11 protein-coding genes, 4 tRNA genes and 2 rRNA genes (1 of these 17 running past the window's edge) are annotated in these 14,335 nt (G+C 48.8%); 6 read left to right on the top strand and 11 right to left on the bottom strand.

Annotated features, from left to right (window positions below; all coding sequences use genetic code 11):
* Positions 1-8: 8 nt before the first annotated feature.
* Entirely contained in the window at positions 9-1,742 is a 1,734-nt protein-coding gene (locus NW747_RS06710) for a DUF6020 family protein (protein ID WP_273186181.1), read from the bottom strand.
* A gap of 365 nt (positions 1,743-2,107) precedes the next feature.
* On the opposite strand from NW747_RS06710, the gene NW747_RS06705 reads away from it, so the two are divergent.
* The gene (locus NW747_RS06705; RefSeq protein WP_008859427.1) at positions 2,108-3,118 is read left to right on the top strand and encodes a uroporphyrinogen decarboxylase family protein; all 1,011 of its coding nucleotides are present in this window, start codon (positions 2,108-2,110) and stop codon (positions 3,116-3,118) included.
* A gap of 67 nt (positions 3,119-3,185) precedes the next feature.
* On the opposite strand, the gene NW747_RS06700 is transcribed toward NW747_RS06705, so the two are convergent.
* Positions 3,186-4,490 carry a dicarboxylate/amino acid:cation symporter gene (locus NW747_RS06700; RefSeq protein ID WP_273186179.1) on the bottom strand — a complete coding sequence of 435 codons (1,305 nt, stop codon included), beginning with the start codon at positions 4,488-4,490 and terminating at the stop codon, positions 3,186-3,188.
* A 297-nt stretch (positions 4,491-4,787) separates the two neighbouring features.
* Positions 4,788-5,018 (bottom strand): hypothetical protein, encoded by a 231-nt coding sequence (locus NW747_RS06695; protein WP_273186177.1) that lies wholly within the window; start codon positions 5,016-5,018, stop codon positions 4,788-4,790.
* 65 nt (positions 5,019-5,083) lie between these two features.
* On the opposite strand from NW747_RS06695, the gene NW747_RS06690 reads away from it, so the two are divergent.
* The 4 genes from NW747_RS06690 (at position 5,084) to NW747_RS06675 (ending at position 5,569) form a co-directional block, all read left to right on the top strand.
* A tRNA-Val gene (locus NW747_RS06690) sits at positions 5,084-5,159 on the top strand.
* A 177-nt stretch (positions 5,160-5,336) separates the two neighbouring features.
* A tRNA-Asn gene (locus NW747_RS06685) sits at positions 5,337-5,412 on the top strand.
* Between the two features lie 2 nt (positions 5,413-5,414).
* A tRNA-Glu gene (locus NW747_RS06680) sits at positions 5,415-5,489 on the top strand.
* A 4-nt stretch (positions 5,490-5,493) separates the two neighbouring features.
* Positions 5,494-5,569: transfer RNA gene (locus NW747_RS06675), tRNA-Val, on the top strand.
* Between the two features lie 335 nt (positions 5,570-5,904).
* Here the strand turns inward: NW747_RS06675 and larAH6 are convergent.
* The 4 genes from larAH6 to NW747_RS06655 all read right to left on the bottom strand — a co-directional run bounded on the left by larAH6 (position 5,905) and on the right by NW747_RS06655 (position 9,486).
* A complete protein-coding gene (larAH6, locus tag NW747_RS06670) occupies positions 5,905-7,152 on the bottom strand; it encodes a nickel-dependent malate racemase, LarAH6 family (RefSeq protein ID WP_273186175.1) in 1,248 nt (415 codons plus the stop codon).
* Between the two features lie 177 nt (positions 7,153-7,329).
* Positions 7,330-8,361, bottom strand: coding sequence for a 3-deoxy-7-phosphoheptulonate synthase (locus NW747_RS06665; protein WP_273186174.1), 1,032 nt, complete (start codon positions 8,359-8,361; stop codon positions 7,330-7,332).
* Between the two features lie 34 nt (positions 8,362-8,395).
* Positions 8,396-8,668, bottom strand: a complete 273-nt coding sequence (locus tag NW747_RS06660) for a TIGR04076 family protein (RefSeq protein ID WP_008859431.1) — start codon at positions 8,666-8,668, stop codon at positions 8,396-8,398.
* Positions 8,647-9,486, bottom strand: a complete 840-nt coding sequence (locus NW747_RS06655) for a bifunctional hydroxymethylpyrimidine kinase/phosphomethylpyrimidine kinase (protein WP_008859432.1) — start codon at positions 9,484-9,486, stop codon at positions 8,647-8,649. Before NW747_RS06655 ends, NW747_RS06660 begins: the two co-directional genes overlap by 22 nt.
* Positions 9,487-9,603: 117 nt before the next feature.
* Between NW747_RS06655 and NW747_RS06650 the strand changes: the two genes are divergently transcribed.
* Positions 9,604-10,419 (top strand): DNA-3-methyladenine glycosylase family protein, encoded by an 816-nt coding sequence (locus NW747_RS06650; protein WP_273186172.1) that lies wholly within the window; start codon positions 9,604-9,606, stop codon positions 10,417-10,419.
* Positions 10,420-10,422: 3 nt separating this feature from the next.
* Here NW747_RS06650 and NW747_RS06645 read toward each other — a convergent pair whose 3' ends face one another.
* The 4 genes from NW747_RS06645 to NW747_RS06630 form a co-directional block, all read right to left on the bottom strand.
* Positions 10,423-10,848, bottom strand: a complete 426-nt coding sequence (locus tag NW747_RS06645) for a hypothetical protein (protein ID WP_273186169.1) — start codon at positions 10,846-10,848, stop codon at positions 10,423-10,425.
* A 74-nt stretch (positions 10,849-10,922) separates the two neighbouring features.
* Positions 10,923-11,867, bottom strand: coding sequence for an alpha/beta hydrolase (locus tag NW747_RS06640; protein ID WP_273186168.1), 945 nt, complete (start codon positions 11,865-11,867; stop codon positions 10,923-10,925).
* 1,090 nt (positions 11,868-12,957) lie between these two features.
* A 5S ribosomal RNA gene (gene rrf / locus NW747_RS06635) occupies positions 12,958-13,074 on the bottom strand.
* An 80-nt stretch (positions 13,075-13,154) separates the two neighbouring features.
* Positions 13,155-14,335 (bottom strand): 23S ribosomal RNA (locus tag NW747_RS06630); it runs 1,746 nt beyond the window's last position.

Genomic DNA, 14,335 nt, shown 5'->3' with positions numbered 1-14,335 from the left:
TCTCCTCCTCAATCTTTCCAATGGGTATAGCCATCGCCCTTCAGAGGATCGTCCTGAAGAAGGGGATTTTCCACAGGTTTTCGAGGCAGAATGACTGTATCCGCCCATTTCGTTGTACCATACTTTCCCTCCGGCAGAAAGGGAAGAAGCAAGAAAAAGGGCATACAGAGGGGGAAGAAATACACATACCGGTACACAAAGGCTGCCGGCGTGGCAATCATCAGGGTACCCCAGAGAAGACAGGCCGGCAGAAGGACCAGAAAGCGGCTGTACTGGCGCCGGTAAAACAAAAGAAGTCCTATGCATAGCGTAATCCACAGACAGGTGCCTGCCCCCAGGTACCGGCTGTGGTCCCAAAGATAATGGCCCAGCTTTTCCTGGATATCCTTTTTGAAAAAGGTATGAATATCTGCCGTTTTGTAAGCATTGTTATGATCAGGGCTCAAACCGTTTTTCAAATCATTTTCCGAAAAAGCCCAGCAGAAGCGGGACTGGGTCATTTCGTCGGGCGCCGGGAAAGCCCAGTATCCATAGGTAGCAAAAAGCCAGGCTTCCACGTAGAGCTCCTTATTTCTCTTCCCCACCGATTTCCAAGCCTTCCAGAAATCATCGGGATGACTGTTGAAATAGTAGAAATCAAAGTCGCTGTTCCATTTGATAAGGTCCACCGTAAAAGGATCATACCAGCGGGCAATGCGTCCGGGTATCATCATCTTTACAGAATAGGCTTTCTCCTCCTCCGTCAGCGGCACCCCTACTGCTACGGCCCGGGAAAACTGCTGCAGCGGAATGCCCACCCGTTCCTGAAAAAGCTGGGGCAGATTAAGAATCTGCTTAATGGCCACATCGGGGGTCATGGAAACAGCGATCATCACAAGACCGGTGAGCAGAAGATTCATGCGGATTCGTTTCATGAGAAGCACAAGGCCCATTAGCATAACGATGAATACATAAATCCCATTGTTTCTAAGGAGCATCATGCCAAGTCCTGCCAGGATAAAAAGGCGTTTGTTAGCTTCCCAGGCATTTTCCCGATAGCCTGATACGAAGGAGGTCACCAGCGGAATCCAAAGCAGAATGGTTACAGAAAAAAGCACATCCTTCACATTGGAGAAAGACATATTGGCAACAAGGGGCAGAAAGGCATAGTACAGTGTCAGAAGCACCGTAATCCACAAACGGCCTGTTCTTCGGTAAATCCAGGAAAGGCAGTAAGATATGCCGCAGGCAAAAAGAACCATCTGAATCAGGGATGCCGCTGCCAGCCCATAGGAGGTAGTATGAAACAGCATATCCGATGCCTGGGTGAGTCCGTAGATAAACATGCAGTAAATAAAAGTATGCTGTCCCGTCGCCCAGATACCTGCCCGCATAATATCGGTAGTATCATTCATGCCTGTACCAGGATAAAAAACAAGAAAAAAAGGCATCCAAGCCAAAAGGAGAAGGGCTGCGATGAGAGCAAAGGGTGAGTCCGTAGGCCTGCCGTCCAATTCCAGATGCAGGGAAAAGGCAGGAAGAGCACCTGCCTGCCTCATCACGAGAGAAAGGACCAGAAAAGTCGCTGCTCCCAGGAGAAGCACTGCCGGTATATCAGAAGCATGAAGAAGGGACTCCCTGTTCCAGGGAGAAGACCCGGGATGCCAGCCGATACGCCAGGTATAAAATTCACAAAAGCCCATGAGCAGGGAAACCATCCCGGTCAGCAGGGCCAGCCATAATCTGTCTTTATATATGTTCATAGTAACCGCCTTTGAATCTATGAGTATTATACCTTTTTCAGAAAGAGACTGACAAGAGAGACCGGTGAAATGGATGCCTGCCCTGATTCCTGAAGTTTTATGTCCTGCTGGGAAGGAAAGAGCGGTCTATGTAAAAAATCCCATGACCCGACAGTGTATAAAAATCTTATAAAAGCTGATATCATGAATGAATCGGTTCTAACAGGATAGAGGGTATAGAGAGTCTGACTCGAAAGCATCAGCTGCTGCCGCCCCATCGTTTCATCAGCCCGTCGGTTTTCTCCCCTTTTTCCCTTCTCAAAATCCTATCTTCCTATGGTATAATCAAAGAAATGAATATAATTGTTTCTGAAAGGAGATACCTTATGAATAGAGAAGAACGAATCAGAGCCGCCCTAGCCGGCCAGCCTGTAGACCATGTACCGGTAGGTGCCTGGATGCACCTTTCCGAATTTGACCAGGACCCCATTTCCCTGGCAGAAGCAGAGGCTGCATTTACAGAGAAATATGATTTCGATTATATCAAAATGATGCCTTTCGGCCTGTACAGCACCCAGGACTTCGGCAACCAGATTACCATTTACTGCGACCCCTACAGGGAACCGATTGTTAAAAATTTCGCCATCCAGAGCCCTTCGGACTACGATGCCCTGAAAGCCATTCCCGCCATCCAGGGCACCTATGGCAAGCAGATTGAATTTGCCAGGGAAATGGTGAAAAGAAGAAAACCCGGCACTCCGGTAATGCAGACCATCTTCAGTCCTTTCTCCACGTTGAAGAAAATGGCCGGCGACCGTCTTCTTATGGACATGATCAACTATCCGGAATCGGTACACCATGCGCTTTCCGCCATTACTGCCACCACCCTTGATTTTGTCAGCTATAACATTGATGCCGGTGTGGACGGTTTCTTCTTTGCCACCCAGAACGCCACCCGCTCTGTCATGAACCTTCATGAATTTGAAGAATTCGGCCAGTTCTATGACCTCCAGGTCATCAAATCCTACGCTAAAAAGACCTGGTTCAATGCAGTCCACATTCATGGAGAAGACATTTACTTCAACGAAGTGGCTGCCTATCCGGTCAACTGCATCAACTGGCATGACCGCCACACCTGGCCCACACTGAAGGAAGCCCGGGCGCTGACAGATAAATGCCTGCTGGCCGGTATCAAATCAGCCCCCTACTTTGTGAACGGCGTGTTGAAATACGATGATATTATTCTTGAAGGTACACCGGAAGAAATCACCGCCCATGTGAAAGATGCCATTGCCCAGGTAGACGGCAGAGGCCTCATTCTCGGCCCCGGCTGCGTAGTCAATCCAAAGGCGCCGGAAGAAAACCTCATGGCCCTTAGAAAAGCAGTAGAATCATAAGAAATCCTATTTCATAAAACAAAAACACTCCCGTATCCATACAGGAGTGTTTTTTTCATGCAGTGATTTATGCACCTGCCACCTCTCCATCGGAAGGCTCAGGAATCTTTCCCTTCAGGTCATGGTCCGTCATGGCGCATACGGCAGAGTCGGACCACACATTTTCTGCAGTTTCAATCATATCAATGATGGTGTAGATAGGAAGGATAACCCCCATAATGCCGATGGGAGCTCCGATACCGCTCATAAGAGAAAGGGTAAGGAAATAGCAGCCCATAGGCACACCGGCGTTGCCGATGGCTGCCAGTACAGCCACAAAGAGCCAGGTAATCATGGTGGGCATAGACATTTCATAACCGGCATTCTGCATAACAAAGAGCGACGTGACCAGAATGAAGGCAGCGCAGCCGTTCATATTAATAGTAGTGCAGATGGGAAGAACGAAACGGGAAACAGCAGGATTGGCCTTCATATTATGTTCTGCCGAAGCCAGGGTCACCGGCAGGGTGCCGGCAGAGCTCTTGGTAAAAAGGGCTACCGCAATGGCAGGAGACATTTTCTTGAATACCTGAAGAGGATTGAGTCCCCTGGCCAGAAGGAAAACAGGAATCACAATAAAGAACTGGATCACATTGCTGCCAATGATGACGGCCGTATATTTTCCCAGAGCTCCCACAATGACGCCGGCTTCGATCTGAGCAGAAAGCTGGGCAGCAAAAGCCAGAATACCAACGGGAAGAATGAAAAGAAGCGCACGAATCAGGGTGAAAAGCAGTTCCTGGAATCCCATGATCCCCTTCATAAGGATGTCCCGGTTTTCCGTTTTTGGCATGAAAGCCAGACCAAGACCAAAGGCAGCAGCAATCATCATTACTGCCAGCACATTGCCGGACAGGAAGGGCTGCAGCAGGTTATTGGGGATAACGCTCAAAATATGGTCATAATAGGTAAGGTGGCCCAGTTTCTGCGGTACGTTGGCTGTACCGGCACCGATAATATCAGCAGGAAGATTGCCCGGTGCAATCCATAGATACATCATGAGCCCGATACCGGCAGCGCAGATAGTCGTCAAAAGGGTGTAGGTCACCGCATGAGCAAAAATACGTCCCGTTTCCTTCTTGCCGCCCAGCTGGGCCAGGGTGGTAATCACAGCCAAAGCAATGGTAGGCACTGCGATGAACTGGAAAAGGCGGGTAAAAACAGTGGCAATAAAAGTAAATAATTCATTCAGCGGCTTAATTCCCAGCCAGCCCAGAGCCGCTCCTACCACCAGAGCCAGCATCCAGAGAACAAACTGGCGACCTTGTTTGTTTTTCTTGTTGGCCTCCAGCGCCTTTTGTGCAGCTGCCTGCACTTCCTCGTTTTTCTTCATAAAAACCTCCTGGAATTATAGAGAAATATGTGTAAGGAACCATTTCCGGCGCGGCAGCCATAAAAAAAATCTTCCATCCCTTTGGGACGAAAGACTCGTGATTACCACCCAGATTCACACACATGTCACCATGTATGCCTCTTCAGGTTTCCTTCCTTGTAGAAACCATGATTCTATAACGGGAATGCCCGGAAAGGCATACTGAATTCCGCCTTTCACGCTCAGAAACGCACTTCGATAACTCCTGTCTCATCCGCTCCCACTCTCCGGACTCGCTTGAAAGACCTCAAAAGAAACCTACTCTTTTTCTTCATCGCTACAAGTGCCCATACTATAACATGATAAAATGACTGTGTCAAGGTGAAATTTGGAAAATTCCCTGTCTTTAGCCGCCCCAGGCTCATCATGACTTGTTCCCAGAGCAGCTTTTGCCTGAAAAGATGTTTCAGCAGGGGGAAAATGGATAGATTCCTTCTGCCATTGACTCGTATCAACTGGCAAAAACCAGAAAGAGAAGTAAATATCCAAAATTTTTGCATACCCCTCTTGAAAAATATCTTCATATAAGGCATAATAGACTACGTCAGAGTTATGGGCGATTAGCTCAGCTGGGAGAGCGTCTGCCTTACAAGCAGAATGTCAGCAGTTCGATCCTGTTATCGCCCACCACTAAAAAAGACACTACGTGCTTCGGTTCGTAGTGTTTTTTGTTTTTCCTTTTTTCTCTTTAGAGCCGTTTCCATCCTGTCCTCCATCTTGTCAGGATGTTTAATTTATTTTTAATAAAAAGATGGTTGCAAAATGGACAAGGATTTGTTATTATAATTGACGTACTCACGTACAGATTCCTGAATAGCTCAGCCGGTAGAGCGCGTGACTGTTAATCACGATGTCGCAGGTTCGAACCCTGCTTCAGGAGCCAGTGGCCTGTTCGTCAAGTGGTTAAGACACCGCCCTTTCACGGCGGGTTCGGGGGTTCGAATCCCCCACAGGTCACCAATATGGGCGATTAGCTCAGCTGGGAGAGCGTCTGCCTTACAAGCAGAATGTCAGCAGTTCGATCCTGTTATCGCCCACCATCAAAAAAGACACTATGTGCTTCGCGCCGTAGTGTCTTTTTGTTTTCCCTTTTCTTTCATCCATCATTTAACCTCCTGCATCCGCGATTCACTATGTCTTGCGCGTCGCTTTCGCTCCTTCAAGACATGTTCTCTGCGGAACCAGTTCGATCCTGTTATCGCCCACCACTAAAAAAGACACTATGTGCTTTGCGCCGTAGTGTCTTTTTTGTTTTCCCTTTTCTTTTCATCGGTTATTTAACCTCCTGTATCCGTGTGATTCACCACGCTGCCATTTCTCCATCAAAAAAGGACGCCCTCTTACGGGCATCCTTTTTTCGATTTCCTATTCTATCTTATTCTTCCATAGGAAGGGTAGATCCCCCTACTGGGATTACATAGACACTGGCATCCTTTCCCATTTTGTCCAAAGCAGCGTCCACAGCCTGCTGCAGATCATGGAACGGGGTCATATTGGCCTTGGTCACCATGGCATCATCCATATCGGTAACCAGGTAAATACTGCATTTCTTCTGTACCAGAGCCAGAGCTGCCGATTTGTGGCCTCCCAGTTCAAAGTGCTCATGAATCGCCTTGATCCGGTCATCAGGGGTATCATATTTCTGAATCCAGTCACCGAAGACGGTGCTGCCATAGCCTTCTTTGCAGGAAGCGGATACCACCATAATGCCGCCTTCTTTCACTGCATGCTTGGCATTATCAATGGATTTCTGCGCCTGATACAGGTTAATATCCTTAGGATAGCCGCCGGTAGAAACAATGACCACATCTGCGGGCTTATCGATTTTGATTTTATAAATGCTGTCCAGGAAACGACAGGCTTCCCGATGGGCCTTGATTCTGTCTCCTGCTGCCGCAAAGGCAATCTTCTTATGATCATCCAAGGCTACATTGACGATGAAATCCACGGGGCAGAAATGATATACTTCTTCAATATCTTCGCGAACCGGATTTCCTTCCAAATGGCCTGCATAGGCACCGGGACGAATCATATTCTTATGGTTGGACTGAATGGCGTCATGAGAAGAAACGCCGGGCATAATCGCTTTCATGCCGCCGGAATAACCGGCGAAATAATGATATTCCACATTTCCCGTAAGAATACGGCGGTCTGCTTCAGCAACGGTTTTAAATATATCCACAGATGTACCATTTTTGCAGGTACCCATATGAACGCACTGCTCAGGATCGCTGTCAATGCACCTGATCCGGCTGTAAATCTCTTCTCCCACAAGCCGTTTCTTTTCTTCTTCCGTCTGCTTTCTGTGGGATCCCAGACCGAATACGACGGTAATGTCTTCATCCTTCACCCCTGCCTTTTCCAATTCCTCCACTACGCAGGGAACCATAACCCAGGAAGGTGCCGGACGGGTGACGTCACTGGCCACAATGACCACTTTTTCACCAGGTTTAACGATTTCAGAAAGCCTGGGTGTCCCAATAGGATGAGCCAATGCCCTTCTGACCTCTGCCGCCTCCGATTCCACCGCCGGACACTGCTTCGGATTCAGTTCCACCGGATGATGGCTGTCATCCACATGAAAGGGTACATAATCCTTGAAATATTTGATTTTAAATTCCATCCTGTCCATCTCCTTATTCTTTGGAAATATGGGGCTGCCACGTCATAACGATGTATTTCTATATGTATATTATACCTTATTTAATAAAATAATCCCATCTGAAATTAAGAAATTTCCCGAGTCATAGAAAAGCGGCCCCTTTGAAAAAGGTGCCGCTTTTTCTCCTACCCGGTCATCTTATACCATATCTGCCAGAGACAGGATCAAATCCCTGCTCTTTTCCCAGCCCAGGCAGGGGTCCGTAATAGATTTTCCATAAACCCCATCGCCGATTTTCTGGTTTCCATCTTCGATATAGCTTTCAATCATGAGGCCCTTCACTATATGCCGGATATCGTCTGCATATTGACGGCTGGCCATAACATCCCTGGCAATTCTGATCTGCTCCATGTATTTCTTACCGGAGTTATTATGGTTGCAGTCTACTACAATGGCCGGATTTTTTAGATTTCTTTCTCCATACATATCTGCCACTTTCCGAAGATTTTCGTAATGGTAGTTAGGCATGCTGGTACCGAAATGGTTCACATAGCCTCGAAGGATGGCATGGGCCAGCGGATTGCCGGTGGTATGGACCTCCCAGCCGTGGAAAAGAAAATCCTGCTCACTCTGGGCTGCTTCGATGGAATTCATCATCACCGACAGATCACCGGAAGTGGGATTTTTCATTCCTACAGGAATGCCGGCGCCGCTGGCAATCATACGATGCAGCTGGTCTTCTACGGACCGGGCACCAATGGCGCCATAGGAAAGAAGATCCGACAGGTAACGATGATTTTCCGGATACAGGATTTCTTCTGCACAGGTAAAGCCGGTCTGCTCGATGACATGAACATGCATGCGACGAATGGCCTTGATTCCTTCCATCATATTTTCCTTCCCCTCCGGATCCGGCTGGTGCAGCATACCTTTGTACCCTTTACCAATGGTCCGCGGTTTATTGGTATAAACCCGGGGAACAATGAAAAGACGATCCTTCACTTCGTCCGCCACCTTAGCCAGACGGCTGCAGTAGTCCAGTACAGCCGGCTCATTATCTGCAGAGCAGGGTCCAATAATCAGGAGGAATCTATCATCCTTACCGGTCATAATGTCAGCGATTTCCTGATCCCTTTTTTCTTTTAATTTTCGGAACTCCTCTTTCAGCGGGATTTCCTGTTTGATTTCCATAGGTTCCGGAAGTTTCCGGATAAACTGCATCTGTTCCATACATGTCACCTTTCGCTGCGATTTCTATAAAAAATTATTCATCCACTTTTTCAATCTTAAATACATTAATAGTTTCTACATCGGGGCAGCAGAATAGGGCTGTCCCTTTTTTCTGCCCAGGCTGAGGGATTTCGCCTCCATAGCGCAGTATATCTATATAGGGAAACGCCACATGCATCACCATGGGACAGATCTGTCCCCGGTCTTTGTCAAAATCCCAGGAATCGCCTATCCGGTGTCCTCTATGGCAGGGGCACTTTCCCAGCCTGTCTATACAGGTTATTTTTATTTTCGGTCTTCTTGGCATGAATCAATCACCTCCAGACAGGATTCTACTGGAATTCCCTTAAAAGAATCACCACTGCTGCTGCTCAGTACAATCATCTGACGCACTGCCATCATGGCTTTATCTACAGAATCCATCATGGAAACCCCGTTCATCACATTTCCCATGAAAATGGCGGAAAAAATATCCCCCGTTCCCGGAAAACGGACGGGAATCATATCAAAGGTACGAAGGAAATATTCTCCCCTGTCCTTATCAAAACCTGCCACTGCATCTTCTCCATCCACTTTGGCGCTGGTAATGGCTATGGAGCCGTTCCCCATACGATGCAGCCTGCCCAGAAGATTCTTCATAGCCACCCAGGAGAGGCCTTCCTTTTTATAGGTCTCTCCTGCAATAAGGGCTGCTTCTGTATAATTGGGAACCATGTAATCAGCCTGGGAAACCAGGCGCCGCATGCCTTCCACCGTCCGCTCTGTGAGACCGTTATACAGATGGCCTTCATCTCCCATGATGGGATCCACAAAAATCTTTGTCCCCTTTAACCGCTCCCGGCTGCAGTAATTGGCAATCATGGCAGCCTGGGCAGGAGAAACAATAAAGCCTGTGGAAATGGCATCAAAAGAAAACCCCAGCGCTTTCCACACACCTATGGTATTTCTCATATAATCCGTGGTATCCAGGATTTCAAAGCGCCCATAGTCCAGGGTATTGGAAACAAGGGCCGTGGGAAGATTGTAAATATGGTGGCCCATATGAGTCAGCACCGGCATCATGGCCGCCAGTGCTACCTTCCCGTATCCCGGCAAATCGTTGACCAAAAGCAGATGTTTTCCCAAAATATCCCTCTTTCCTGCAACAATGTGCCTCTATTTTATCATATCTTTGAAAAAAGCAGGTAAAAGAATATAATGTTTATAAAAAAGTTCCCATTCATTGAAAGGAAAGAAAAATCCATGCATATTTTTATCAGGGACGAATTTGATCTTTATAAAATCATACACAGCGGCCAGTGCTTCCGGGCAGTCGAAATAAATGACGGCCTTTTCCGCTTCATCACCGGCCGCCATGTTCTCTACATACGCCATATACAGGGTATCCGTTATGATGTGTCCTGCTCCCCATACCTGTGGAATCACCTGTGGAAGCCCTATTTCGATCTGTCCGAAAACTATGAAGCCATCCGAAACAGTATAAGTCCAAATGACCATTACCTTCAAAAGGCAGCCGACTACAGCAGGGGCATCCGTATTCTCAGGCAGGACCCCTGGGAAACACTGATTACCTTTATTATCTCCCAGAGAAAATCCATCCCCGCCATCGCTTCTGCCGTAGAAAAGCTGTGCCAAAGGGCAGGAGAGGAGATCAAAACGCCCCGGGAAATACTTTATACCTTTCCAACGCCCCAAAAACTGTCTTCCCTGTCCCCGGAAGACCTCAAAGCCTGTTCCCTGGGCTACCGCATCCCCTATATTGCCAAATCAGCGGAAATCATAAAAAAATCGCCACACCTCTTGAAAGATATGGCGACATATGATGATGAAAAGCTGTTGAACGCCCTGATGGAACTTCCCGGCGTAGGTATCAAGGTAGCAAACTGCACAGCCCTCTTCGGCTTCCACCGCACAGCCCTGGCACCGGTGGACGTATGGATACAGCGGGTCATTGATCAAAAATACGAAGGATCCAATCCCTTTCCCGCCTATGGGCAAAAGGCTGGCATTATGCAGCAGTACCTTTTCTACTACGCCCAAAGTACCGGCATGAAATAAATACTAAAATTGCAGTCCCGCCTTCTTCAAGGTTTTGAAAGTATAGGTCAGGATATGATACAGAGTCTCGCTGTCTTCGGCAGTGAGATTTTTCTCATCCATGTTTTTCAAATCCTTATAATAGAAACCCAGCTTCTTTTCCAGCTCCCGGCAAACCTCCGATTCCGGCACTGCAGTTTCCTGTTTTTTCTGATTGTTTTCATCCTTCATTTCCTGCTTCAGCGCATCCAGTTCCGCTTCCAGCTGGAACGTTTTCTCCTGAAGACTGCCATTTTCTCCGCGAAGAGACTCAATGGTAAGGTTCAGCCCCTCATTAGCATCCCTCTCCTGAGATAAATTCACCTGAAGACATTCTACTGTCCCCTTCAGCGCTGCAACGGTATCTCTGGCAGCCAGGAACCCTTCCCGATTCAAACCATTCCCATTCATATCTATACCTCCTGTTTAACCTGTACTTCTTTACTCCTATTTTATCACACAACATAGAATTTGAAAGATAAACCTCAGGAACGCTGCTTCACAAATTTCTGGACCACCTGCTTATAGGCCGGACCATTCACCGCCATTTCCATAGTATGGGCAGCCCCATCAAAAATATAAAGCTCCTTCACGCTGCTGGAAGAATCAGCCAGAAGCTCATGAGCTACCGATGGAGGAACAAGCATATCCGCGCCGCCATGAAGGAAAAGCACCGGAGAAGACATACGAGTCACCTGGGATGCCGGATCCACATCGGACAAAATTCGGCCGGTATGGAAAAACATGGCCGCCTGCATAAAAGGATTCAACACATCCATGCCAAGGACCAGCCGATCATCGCCCGTATAGGTCATAATCTTATCTCGTCCCAGTGCCAATAGATTCCCATACGAACTGTCAGCCACATAGAACTTCATATGCTGCCCCTCCTCACTGCCGCTGTAAATCAAAGCCATGGCCGCGCCAAGAGAAATCCCATGAAATCCGATCCCCATAGATGGATTCTTAGACCGCAGAAAATCAACCCAGGCATTCATATCCTCCACATCATGAATCCCCCAGTCCGTATGACCACCGCCGCTCTCGCCATGGCCACGAAGATCCACCAGAAGCACATTGTATCCCATATCCTGGTACATAGAAATATAAGGAACGCACATGGACCGATTCTGGTACAGTCCATGAAGAAGAACCACCGCCTTCCGGCCCCCTTTCACGGTCTCGATATAAGTTCCCCGAAGCTCTGTACCATCTTTGGAAGGCACCATCACCCTCTGCCAGCCATACCGATCTTCAAGCCCATGAATTCTTCCTAAATCCAGACGATGATTCTCAATCCCAAGAATCCTGTCCCAGGGCGCATTAAAAAGCTCTTCATAGGATAGATTGCCTGCATAAAAGCCAAGGCTCAAAGCAGCAAAAAGAACAAGTATAATCAACCATTTGATCAGTTTAAATAGAAAATGCATCATATCACCTGATGTTAAGTATAAACCATGTATAAGCAGTTTGAAAAGAGATAAGGTATGCCTTAGATTCTGGGACGCAGAAGATTCTTAAGATGGACCGGCCCTATGGGCCGGAGGGTTCGTAAGTTTGACGACCTTTCAGGCCGAGGGTTGTGGTATCGCCCTTACGGTGCACAGCGAACACATTTTGAAGGAGCGCTAGCGACGCGCAAAATGTAGTGAGTCGTTTCCCCTTTAGGGGGCGATGAGTATGAAGTCAGCGTTACGAGCTTACCTTACTGTGTCATATGGCTTAATAAGCATTCTGCTGATTGGCTCGCTGCGCTCGCCTCCCCCTATCCGGCTGCGCCGGACTTCTCCACGGGAAAGCGTGTCACACGATTCTCAGGTCGCTTTGCTTCCTTACGAATCGTGTTCCCTTGCCAACCCTATGCAGGGGGCAGAATAAAACACCGCGAAACACTCTCTTCATAAATGGCTCTACAGTAAGCACGGGTTATAGTGCCCCGCTTGCGGGGGTGGCAAAGGAACTGGATTCATAGGGGAGCCTCGCGACCCGCGAATCCAGTGACATGCTTCCCACCGGGCAAGGTGGTGGCGCCAGCCACCAAAGGGGGAATGCATTACCTCGAGCGAAGCGAGGTCGGCCTGTTTTCCCACGGGCGAAAGCCAGGTTGTGAAGGTTTTATCATAAGAGGGCGCCTTCTATAAATGTAAGGCGCCCACAACAACCCTCAGCGGCAGAGCCGCTGTCAAATTTAAGAACCCTCGGGGCGATAGCCCCGTCAAACTTTAGAACCCTCAAGCCCCAAAGGGGCTTGTCCTTAAGGGCGCCCACCTCGCCAGCGCAGCGATACTTCATAACTACCCTGGGCGAAAGCCCTCAACCCGTCCGGGAGGCGTCAGCCGGTCCCGGACAGAACCCTTGGCGCCCAGGGCCGTCAGGCCCGGCGGCGCCATCAACCCTCGCGGCGAAGCCGCGTCAACCTTCGGGAATACAGGTAAGCACCGTTTCCTCACAAAAGCTCATTACCTCAAATGTCGCACACAGCAAAAAAGCACCAGTCATCAGACTAGTGCTTTTTCAGTTAATCAGCAGCTTCCTATCCTCCCGGGCCGCTTCCAGCCAAGTACTTTCGGCGTTTGTGAGCTTAACTACCGTGTTCGGCATGGGTACGGGTGTATCCTCACAGCTATCGCCACTGAATCTTTGAGAGTCTGTTCTCTCAAAACTGCATAGAAGAAGTTCCGAAGGCTCTCGCCTCTGGTCGTGCTTTTCGTGAAATCTAAGCTAAGACCTCGACCTATTAGTACTGCGTCGCTCCATGACTTGCGCCACTTCCACTCACAGCCTATCAACCTCATCGTCTTTAAGGGGTCTTACTCATTGCTGATGAGAAGTCTCATCTCGGGACGGGCTTCACGCTTAGATGCTTTCAGCGTTTATCCTTTCCGGATGCGGCTTTCCAGCCGTGCCACTGGCGTGACAACTGGTACACCGTTGATCCGTCCACTCCGGTCCTCTCGTACTAGGAGCAGCCTCCCTCAAACTTCTTGCGCCCGCGATGGATATGAACCAAACTGTCTCACGACGTTTTGAACCCAGCTCGCGTACCACTTTAATGGGCGAACAGCCCAACCCTTGGAACCTACTCCAGCTCCAGGATGTGATGAGCCGACATCGAGGTGCCAAACCTCCCCGTCGATATGAACTCTTGGGAGAGATTAGCCTGTTATCCCCAGGGTAGCTTTTATCCGTTGAGCGATGGCCTTTCCACTCAGTACCACCGGATCACTAAGCCCGACTTTCGTCTCTGCTCGACTTGTCTGTCTCGCAGTCAAGCTCCCTTCTGCCTTTGCACTCTTCGGCCGGTTTCTGTCCGGCCTGAGGGAACCTTTGGGCGCCTCCGTTACATTTTAGGAGGCGACCGCCCCAGTCAAACCGCCTGCCTGAGATGGTCCACGAGGTTGTTAGTCTCCGTGTTAGAATCTCAGCAACATAAGGGTGGTATCCCAACATCGGCTCTGTAACACCCAAAGGCATTACTTCTTAGCCTCCCACCTATCCTGTGCATATGTCACCGGGATTCAATCTCAAGCTGCAGTGAAGCTCCATGGGGTCTTCCTGTCCAGTCGCGGGTAACCTGCATCTTCACAGGTATTTCAATTTCACCGGGCCCCTCGTTGAGACAGTGCCCAAATCATTACGCCTTTCATGCGGGTCGGAACTTACCCGACAAGGAATTTCGCTACCTTAGGACCGTTATAGTTACGGCCGCCGTTCACTGGGGCTTCAGTTCAAAGCTTCGCTTTCGCTGACCTCTCTCCTTAACCTTCCAGCACCGGGCAGGCGTCAGCACCTATACTTCAGCTTTCGCTTTCGCAGGCACCTGTGTTTTTGGTAAACAGTTGCTTGGGCCTCTTTTCTGCCACCCTTTTCTGTTCCGGGGGTTTCTCCCTTTCGCCTA

The sequence above is a fragment of the Dialister succinatiphilus genome (genome assembly GCF_928721695.1).
Classification (GTDB): Bacteria; Bacillota; Negativicutes; order Veillonellales; family Dialisteraceae; genus Dialister; species Dialister succinatiphilus.
This window is presented reverse-complemented; position numbering and strand designations above follow the sequence as displayed.